We start from the raw sequence: 9620 nt of genomic DNA, 5'->3' as shown, positions 1-9620 counted from the left end.
ACGCACCCACCACCCCCCAACACCAAACCTGTGGACAACACACCCCCAAAACCAGGGCCGATCCCAGCACGGCACGATCCCTGACATACCCCGACAGACGATCGACCGACAGCGATCGAAGCACCCATGCCCACACTCGCCCCGGTACCACGTCAGGCAGGCTGATCCGCTGGCGCGGTTCTTATGGCCGGACGAGAGTTTCCCCACCTCCTCTTCGAGGCACTCTCACGGTCATGCGAAGACAGGTGCAGCCGACGAGCACCTCTACGGTCTTCAGGTTCGCGTCCACGCACAGGGCCTGCCGCCAGGAGGGGAAGTGAACGCGCACTCACCCGCCGTATGGGGAGATCCGATTCATCAGCGGGCTTCCACTCGACGACCCGATGAAACCCATTGCGATCCGATCGACCGGATATCGCGCGAGTCGCGCGAAAGGGTGATGCCACCGCTCCTTAAAGCGGCGGCATCACCCTTCTCTCTCGGTCAAGGTGAAGACCTCGCCACGGGGGCGTGCGAGAAATCAGCGCTTCCGGATACGCGCCCGGATGATGCTCGCCACGAGACCCCCGCAGCCGGCGGCGACGATGAAGGCGAGAGCCCCGCCGACACTGGCACCGGTGGAGACTAGCGTCTTCGTCGGCTTCTGAGCGGTCCGGGCGGCTGGCGAGGGCGAAGTCGCCGCGGATGCACGATCCTCCACAGGACCTGCATCGGACGACGTGTTCTTCGATGAATCAGGCCCCTCCGGCCCACCCGGCACCACAGGCCCCTCCGGCCCACCCGGCACCACAGGCCCCTCCGGCCCACCCGGCACCACAGGCCCCTCCGGCCCACCCGGGGCGGACTTGCGCAGTCGCTCAAGCTCCGCACGGGCAGCGGCCACACGCGCACGAGCCTTCTCATAAGCCCGAACAGCGGCGGTATGGCGGACCCCCGCATCATGAGCCGCCTGGCCGAGCCTGCGGGCATTCGCCTCGGACTCGGCCGCGACGCGAGCCGCCTCAACGGACGCCACCCTGGCGGCCTGGGCCTCGTCCGCCGCCGCGCGAACGCGGGCGGCGGCCTCATCGGCCTGCTTCTGGGCCCGATTCAGCGCTTCCTTCGCAGCGATAATGGCGTCGATCTTCCCTTGGAGCTCAGCAAGGGTCTTCGCCGTCTTCTCCGCTTCGGCCTCGGCCTCGCGCGTAAGCCGCTGCAGTTCCTCATTCGCGCCCTCGGCTGCGGCCCGCGCTCGGGCCTCCGCCGCCTTGCGCTGCGCGGCCTCGTTCTTCTGCTTCGCCTCGTTGAAAAAGACATTCGTCTGGAGCTGCTCCTGATCGGGGAGCATCCTCGCCCTCGCCTCCTCAACGGCGCGATCGGCATCGGCGGACTGCTTCTTCGCGGCCTCGTGCCTCTGCTCGGCCTGCGCGGCCTCCCTCTCGGCCTTCCGCTGCGCGGCCACATCATCGTCCTCTGCGGACAAGGCGAGCTCGGAAGCGGCGATCGCCTTGTCGAACGCCTTCTCGGCCTCCCTCACCGCAGCGGCAGCCGCCTTCTCCTCATCGACGGCCTCGGCGAGCTCCCTCCCGGCGGCCACCGCAGGGTCATCGGACTGAACCTCGGAGGCCGCCACGGAAGACACCGCTCCCGGCATCTCATCCGCGAGGGGGACTGCGAGCGCCGAGCCCGCGCCGACAGCGACAATGGCACCGGCGAGGATGCCGACGCCCATGCGCCGCGAAAATGAGGGCCGAACCGGTCGAATATGGCGAGAATCTGACATGCGCTTCCCTTCAATTCATGTCAAGGGGCTGCGCAGACCCTCGCACCCCTTATCGTGTGCGCCACAGGCTAACGAAGGCGCATCCGCGCATCAATCGATGGAGCGAACAGTGATTCATCCCATGACGACATGAAAAACGGGAATAAACCGGAAGCTGAAGAATCGGCACAGGAAAAGCCCTATCGAGGCCCTTTTCTTCCTATCCGCGAATAGGGGATGACGGGGGTTAACGGACTCCGAAATTATTTTTGATGAAAAAGATTTTATCTTGCTCGACAGGCCCAATCAGCCGGCGCCCATCACCAGGCGGAAGCGGAAAAGTAAGAAGAACCCACCGCCTGCCGGCACCGAAAACCCCGCCGCCCGCTTCCCTCCCCTCTCGGGGCACCGACGGTCAGCAGGAGGAGACGGGGACCCGATGCCCCTCCGGCCACCCCTCGTCTGTGGTGCTCATCTGGGGAACCGGGGAATTCGCCGTCCCACTCCGCTCCCCTCCCACGGGCGCCCGATGACACGCGGTGGGCCCCGGGGACTCGTCGAGTCCCCGGGGCCCACCGGAGGGAGGGGTCAGGGGCAGCGGCCCCGACCCCCGTGTTCTCAGGCCTGGAAGCGCGGGAAGGCGGAGCGGCCGGCGTAGACGGCGGCGTCGCCCAGCTCCTCCTCGATGCGCAGGAGCTGGTTGTACTTGGCGACGCGCTCGGAGCGGGCCGGGGCGCCGGTCTTGATCTGACCGGAGTTCGTCGCGACCGCCAGGTCGGCGATCGTCGTGTCCTCGGTCTCGCCGGAGCGGTGCGAGGTCATCGACCGGTAGCCGTTGCGGTGGGCCTTCTCGACGGCGTCCAGGGTCTCGGTGAGCGAGCCGATCTGGTTGACCTTGACGAGGAGGGCGTTCGCGGCGCCCAGATCGATGCCCTTGGCCAGGCGCGACGGGTTGGTGACGAAGAAGTCGTCGCCGACGAGCTGGACGCGGTCGCCGATCTTGTCGGTGAGGGCCTTCCAGTCCTCCCACTCGTCCTCCGACAGCGGGTCCTCGATGGAGACCATCGGGTACTTGGTGATGAGCTCCTCGTAGTAGTTGACCATGTACTCGGTCGACCGGGCCTCGCCCTCGAAGCGGTAGGTCTTCGTCTTCTCGTCGAAGAACTCGGTCGAGGCGACATCGAGGGCCAGGGCGACGTCCTTGCCGGGCTCGTACCCGGCCTTCGTGATGGCCTCGATGATGAGATCGAGGGCGGCGGCGTTCGACTCGAGGTTGGGGGCGAACCCGCCCTCGTCGCCCAGGCCGGTGGACAGGCCGCGCTCCTTGATGACGCCCTTGAGGGTGTGGTAGACCTCGGCGCCCATGCGCAGGGCCTCGCGGAAGGACTCCGCGCCGATCGGGGCGATCATGAACTCCTGGATGTCGACGTTGGTGTCGGCGTGCGAGCCGCCGTTGAGGATGTTCATCATCGGGACGGGCAGGACGTGGGCGTTGGGGCCGCCGAGGTAGCGGTACAGGGGCAGGCCGGCCGATTCGGCGGCGGCCTTAGCGACGGCCAGGGAGACGCCGAGGATCGCGTTGGCGCCCAGCTTGCCCTTGTTGTCGGTGCCGTCCAGGTCGATCATGGCCTCGTCGATGTGACGCTGATCGGCGGCGTCCTCGTCGATGAGCTCGGGGGCGATGATGTCGGTCACCGCGTCGACGGCGTCCTGGACGCCCTTGCCGAGGTAGCGGCCCTTGTCGCCGTCGCGGCGCTCAACGGCCTCGAAGGCGCCGGTGGAGGCGCCGGAGGGAACGGAAGCGCGCGAGAGCGTGCCGTCCTCGAGCAGGACCTCGACCTCGACGGTCGGGTTGCCGCGCGAGTCCAGAATCTCGCGAGCGCCAATTGCCTCAATCCTTGCCACGTCATTCTCCATTCGATCGTTACCGCGGACTCGGTCGGTCCCAACGGTAGTACGGGCTTCTTCTCGGGGCATCCCCCCGGAATGGGGGACGCGGGGTCATCGTGCGGGCCCGGCCCGCGTCGTCGCCCGAGGGCGACGTAGGTCCCCCGTGCGCGCCGGCGGGTCCGAGCGATCGCTCACACCGACGGCGCCGGGGGCCGCGCCTCACCGGCCGCCGTCGGGGCGGTCGTCGGCGCCGTCACCGGCATCGGCGAACGAGGAGAGGTCGACGACGTCGCCGAAGCGGGGGGCGACGATCTTGCCGAGGGCCTCGTCGATCGTCCCGTAACGGGGGTTGACCTCGACGCGCTGGGAGGAGGAGATCTCGTTGATCCTCGCCTGGAGGTCGGCGATCTCGTCCGCGCTCATCCCCGCTGCGGCGGCGTTGACGCGCTCGGAGTTCAGGAGGTAGCCGAGGATGTCGTACATCGTCGACGAGATCTCCCCGTCGATGGGGCCGATCGTCCCCTCCGCCTGCTTCTCGGCGACGAATGCGTCGATCTCCTCGACGGTCGCGGCGACGCCCATCGACTCCGCCGCCCGCGTCATCGTCTCAGTAGCCGGCAGCCCCAGGACGAACTGGGGGCGGTCGAGATGCTTGCCGAGCATCTGCGAGTATTGGGCGATCCCCTCGTCGATCTCGGCCTCGGTGTACGTGCGCCCGTCGACGCTCAGCGCGACGCCGGGATGGGCGGCGCACGCCGACAGGGCGACGGCTCCGATGGCGGCGGCGCAGGCCGCGACGATCCTGTGGACGGTGCTCACGGGCGGTCCTTCCTCCGGGGGCCGGGCTGAGGGCCCCGGTCTTTCCCCGCCAGTCTAGGCCCTCCCCCGCGAGTCGGGCGCATCGGCGTCACTGCGAGAAGGGGACGAGCACCTGGGTCACGAGGTTCTCGACCCAGGTCAGAAGCGGCTCGTCGGTCAGCGGCGCGCCCCCGACCCGCTGGGTCGTCGGCAGCGGGACGAGGACCTGGCGCACCGCCGCCTTGATGACCGCGCCCGGGTGGAGGCGCGTGAGGCGCATCGCCTGGGAGTCGCGCAACTCGACGGGGTGGACGCGCAGGTACTTGCCCTGGGTGACGACCTCCTCGATCCCGGCGGCGCGGACGACCTCCCGCAGGCGCGACACCTCGAAGAGCAGGTCGACCTCGCGCGGGAGCCGCCCGTAACGGTCCTCGAGCTCATCGCGCACGTCCGCGGCCTGCTCGGGAGTGGACGCCGCCGCGATCTTGCCGTAGACCTCCAGGCGGAGCCGCTCCCCGCGCACGTAGTCCTCGGGGATGTGGGCGTCGACCGCCAGGTCCATGCGGACCTCTGCCCTCTCGACGGGCCGCTCCCCGCGGAACGCCGCGACCGCGTCGGCGACCATCCGCACGTACAGGTCGAAGCCGACTCCCTCGACGTGCCCGGACTGGGCCCCGCCCAGGAGGTTGCCGGCGCCGCGGATCTCCAAGTCGCGCTGGGCGACGGCCAGGCCCGCCCCCAGGTCGGTGTTCGCCGCGATCGTCTTGAGCCGCTCGTGGGCGGTCTCGGTGAGCGAGCGGTCTCCCGGGTAGAAGAAGTAGGCGTAGGCGCGCTCGCGCCCGCGCCCGACGCGCCCGCGCAGCTGGTGGAGCTGGGACAATCCGAAGACGTCGGCCCGATCAACGATGAGCGTGTTCGCGTTCGAGATGTCCAGGCCGGTCTCGACGATCGTCGTGCACACGAGGACGTCGAATTCGTGGTTCCAGAAGTCGACGATGACGGATTCGAGCTGGGCCTCGGAGAGCTTGCCGTGGGCGATGCGGATGCGGGCCTCGGGGACGAGCTCCTGGACGCGGGCGGCCGTCGCCGAGATCGAGTCGACCCGGTTGTGGACGAAGAACACCTGCCCGTCGCGCAGCAGCTCCCGCCGGATCGCCGCGCTGACCTGCGCGTCCGTGTAGGAGCCGACGAAGGTGAGGACCGGCTGGCGATCCTCGGGCGGAGTCTGGAGGATCGACATCTCCCGGATGCCCGACACCGCCATCTCCAGGGTCCTGGGGATCGGCGTCGCCGACATGGACAGGACGTCGATGTCGGTGCGCAGGGCCTTGAGGGTCTCCTTGTGCTCGACGCCGAACCGCTGTTCCTCGTCGATGACGACCAGGCCGAGGTTCTTGAAGGAGACGGCGCCGGTGAGCAGCGAGTGGGTGCCGATGACCAGGTCGACGCGCCCGGAGGCCAGCCCCTCCTTGACCTCCTCGGCCTGCGCGGGCGTGGAGAACCGCGAGAGGGTGCCGATGGTCACGGGGAATCCCGCGTAGCGCTCGGTGAATGTCTCGTGGTGCTGCTGGACGAGGAGGGTCGTCGGGACGAGGACGGCGACCTGGCGGCCGTCCTGGATCGCCTTGAAGGCGGCGCGCACGGCGATCTCGGTCTTGCCGTAGCCGACGTCGCCGGTCAGGAGCCGATCCATGGGGACGGGCTTCTCCATGTCGGCCTTGACCTCGTCGATGGTGACGAGCTGGTCGGGGGTCTCGGCGTAGGGGAAGGCGTCCTCGAGCTCGCGCTGCCAGGGGGTGTCGGGGCCGAAGGCGTGCCCCTTGGTGGCCTGGCGGGCGGCGTACAGGCGGATCAGTTCCTTGGCGACCTCGTTCACCGCCTTCTTGGCCCGCGCCTTCGTCTTGGCCCATTCGGCCCCGCCCATCTTCGTCAGGGAGGGCTGGTCGGAGCCGGTGTACTTCGAGATCTGGTCGAGGGCGTCGGTGGGGACGTAGAGGCGGTCGCCGGGCTGGCCGCGCTTGGACGGGGCGTACTCGAGGACGAGGTAGTCGCGCGTCGTCGCCGAGTCGCCGCGCCCCATCGTGCGCGAGACGAGCTCGATGAAGCGGCCGATCCCGTGCTGGTCGTGGACGATGTAGTCGCCGGGGTGCAGGGACAGTGGGTCGACGCCCGTGCGCCGGCGCGAGGGCATGCGCCGCATGTCGCGGGTGGTCGCCCCGGCCCGGCCGGTGAGGTCGCTGTCGGCGAGGACCGCGAGGCGCTGCCCGGGCATGACGAACCCGGGTCCCGCCTGGGCGGTCGTGATGTGGACGACTCCGGGCTCGGGGGCGTCGGGCAGGTCGTCGACGACGCGGGCCCCGACCCCGGCGTCGGCGAGGATCGACCGGATCCTGCGGCCCGGGCCCGGGCCCTCGGTGGTGACGACGAGGCTCCACCCGTCCCGGGCGAGGCGGGCGAGGTCGCGCTGGGCGGCGTCGAAATCCCCCCGGTAGGGGCGCACGTCGCGGGCTCCGACCTTCATCAGCGTCGCGGAGGCGACGACCGGGGGGAGCTGCTCGCTCCCCGCCTCGTCCTCGGCTCCTTCGACCGCGGCCAGTTCGGCCGGCGCCATCTGGGTGAGCTCCCACCACGCGCGCTCCCCCGTCCCCCACAGATCGGCGAGGTCGAGGAAGGAGGCGGACCCCGCCTCGACGGGGATCGCCCCGCCGCCGGCCGCGGCCGACCACGCGGCCTGGAGGAACTCCTCGGTGGTGGCGAGCAGGTCGGCGGCGCGGGCCCTGATCCGCTCGGGCTCGGAGGCGACGATCGGCGCGTCGGCGGGGATCAGGTCGATGAGGCGCTCCATCCCGCCGGCGAGGACGGGCGCGAGGGATTCGATGCCGGGGGCGGCGATGCCCTCGGCGGCCAGGGAGAGCATCTCGGCGGCCCCGGGCAGGGTCTCGGCCAGTTCCCGGGCCCGCGAGCGCACGGCGGCGGTCAGGAGGAGCTCCCGGCAGGCGATGGCCCACAGGCCCGAGGGGGCGTCCCCGAGGGTCCTCTGGTCCTGGACGGAGAAGGCGCGGATCTCGTCGACCTCGTCGCCCCACAGTTCGACGCGCAGGGGGTGGGGCTCGTGCGGGGGGAACACGTCGAGGATGCCGCCGCGCACGGAGAGCTGACCGCGGGCCTCGACCATGTCGACCCGCTGGTAGCCCAGGGCGGTCAGGCGGTCGACGAGGTCGACGAGGTCGACGACGTCCCCGGTGCGCACGTGCACGGGCTCGAGGTCGCCCAGGCCCGCGATGACGGGCTGGAGGAAGGCGCGGATGGGGACGACGAGGACGGACAGGGGGCCGGCCCTATCGTCGTCGGCCACGGGGTGGGCGAGGCGCCGCAGGACGGCGACGCGCCGGGCCATGGTGTCGGCCTGCGGGGAGAGGCGCTCGTGGGGGAGGGTCTCCCAGGCGGGAAGCATGTCGACGCCGCCGCTCCACGAGCGCAGGGCGGCGGTCAGGGCCTCGGCCTCGCGCCCCGTGGCCGTGAGGACGACGACGGGCGCCCCGGGCGCCCGATCGGCGAGGGCGGCGAGGACGGCGGGGCGGATGCCCGTCGGCATGACGGCGGTGCCGGAACGACCGGCCGCGACGGAGTCGAGGAGTTGGGAGATCGCCGCGTCACGGCCGACGAGGGGGGCCAGTCCGGTGAGTTTCACGCGTTCCTTCCGGGATTCGCCTGGGGCGGTCAGCGGGTGTGGAGGGTCTGCTGGGCGGAGGCGAGGCCCCGCAGGACGACGTCCTCGACGGCGTCGGCGGCGCGCTCGCACGTGACGTCCCAGTCGGGCCGCTCCTTGGCGGGGATGCGTCCGAGGACGAAGTCGGCGGGGTCTTGGCGCCCGGGGGGGCGGCCGATGCCGATGCGCAGGCGGTGGTAGTCCTTGGTCCCCAGGTGCTGGGTGATGGATTTGAGCCCGTTGTGGCCGCCTTCGCCGCCGCCGGTCTTGAGCCGCAGGTCGTGGACGGGCAGGTCGAGGTCGTCGTGGACGACGAGGAGGCGGTCGGGCGCGATGCCGAGGAACGACATGAGGCGGGCGACGGGGCCGCCGGTGGTGTTCATGTAGGAGTCGGAGGTCGCGAGGATCACGCGCGGGCCGGGCGCCCCGCCGGGCAGGACCCCCAGGCGCGCGTCGACGACGTGGGTGCCGGAGCGGTGGGAGACGGGGGCGGCGCCGACGCGGGCGGCGAGGGCGTCGACGGTCAGGTGCCCGACGTTGTGGCGGGTCGAGGCGTAGTGGGCGCCGGGGTTGCCCAGGCCGACGACGAGCCACGGGGAGTCAGATGTCATGCCCCGATTGTGCCATCCGGGCCGAGCGCATCTCCCATTGAGGGGCGCAGGCCACATCCGGCGCGGGCAGGTTCCGGGAGGCCGCCCAGGCGTCGGCGAACTCCTGGGCCCACCGGGCGTAGGCCGCGGAGTTGGGGTGGAAGAGGTCGGCGGCGTGGTAGCCGACGGCGTATTCGAGGGTCGAGTAGGAGAGGGTCAGGGCCCTCAGGTCGACGAGGACGTGGCCGGCGTCGGCGACGGCGCGGGCGAGCAGGTCGGACATCTCCTGGGCGCGCCTCTCCTGCGGCATGACCGAGAAGGAGGGGATCGAGGAGACGAGGGAGCCGGCGGGCAGGGCGTCGAGGACGCGGCCGAGTCGGGCGGCGTACGAGGAGGGGGGCAGGTCGTCGAGCATGACGTCGTTGCCCCCGATGCTCAGGGTGACGAGGTCGGGCGCGGGGTCGGCGTCGAGGAGTCCGAGCCCGCGCATCTGCGGGATCTGGGAGAGCTCGACGGATTCGACCGTGCCGCCGGACAGGGAGAGGTTGAGGAGGGCGACGGGTCGGTCGAGGCTCTGGGAGATGGCGGCGGCGAGGCGCGCCGGGTAGGACTCCTCGATGCGGGCTGCGCCGATTCCCTGGACGGAGGAGTCCCCGAGGCTGACCATGAGGAAGGGGCGGTCGCCCACGTCCGCGTCGCGGACCGCCCGCAGGTCGTCGAGGACGGCGAGGGCGTGGTCCTCCCAGGCCCTGCGGTAGGCGCCCCGCTGGGAGTCGAGGCTCAGGAGGCGCCGGGCGGCGAGGACCATGGAGGCGGCGCCGGCCCCTCCGACGAGGAGGGAGCCGGTGGCGAGGGCCTTGCGGGACGGGGTCATGCGTCCTCCTGCGGGTTC

The 9620-nt window shown here is 70.9% G+C and carries 6 protein-coding genes; all 6 read right to left on the bottom strand.

Annotation, left to right across the window (positions count from 1 at the left end):
* Positions 1-520 precede the first annotated feature (520 nt).
* Positions 521-1711: a hypothetical protein gene (locus M3T53_RS08260; RefSeq protein WP_272434030.1), complete on the bottom strand. Its 1191-nt coding sequence runs from the start codon at positions 1709-1711 to the stop codon at positions 521-523.
* 648 nt (positions 1712-2359) lie between these two features.
* Positions 2360-3646 carry a phosphopyruvate hydratase gene (eno, locus tag M3T53_RS08255; protein ID WP_442866940.1) on the bottom strand — a complete coding sequence of 429 codons (1287 nt, stop codon included), beginning with the start codon at positions 3644-3646 and terminating at the stop codon, positions 2360-2362.
* 204 nt (positions 3647-3850) lie between these two features.
* Complete coding sequence (locus M3T53_RS08250) at positions 3851-4450, bottom strand: hypothetical protein (protein WP_272434028.1); 600 nt, start codon at positions 4448-4450, stop codon at positions 3851-3853.
* Positions 4451-4538: 88 nt separating this feature from the next.
* The gene (gene mfd, locus M3T53_RS08245; RefSeq protein WP_272434027.1) at positions 4539-8120 is read right to left on the bottom strand and encodes a transcription-repair coupling factor; all 3582 of its coding nucleotides are present in this window, start codon (positions 8118-8120) and stop codon (positions 4539-4541) included.
* Between the two features lie 29 nt (positions 8121-8149).
* Complete coding sequence (pth, locus tag M3T53_RS08240; RefSeq protein WP_272434026.1) at positions 8150-8749, bottom strand: aminoacyl-tRNA hydrolase; 600 nt, start codon at positions 8747-8749, stop codon at positions 8150-8152.
* Complete coding sequence (locus M3T53_RS08235) at positions 8739-9602, bottom strand: SGNH/GDSL hydrolase family protein (protein WP_272434025.1); 864 nt, start codon at positions 9600-9602, stop codon at positions 8739-8741. Before M3T53_RS08235 ends, pth begins: the two co-directional genes overlap by 11 nt.
* Between the last annotated feature and the right edge of the window lie 18 nt (positions 9603-9620).

The sequence above is a fragment of the Actinomyces sp. B33 genome (genome assembly GCF_028437565.1).
Taxonomy (GTDB): domain Bacteria; phylum Actinomycetota; class Actinomycetes; order Actinomycetales; family Actinomycetaceae; genus Pauljensenia.
This window is presented reverse-complemented; position numbering and strand designations above follow the sequence as displayed.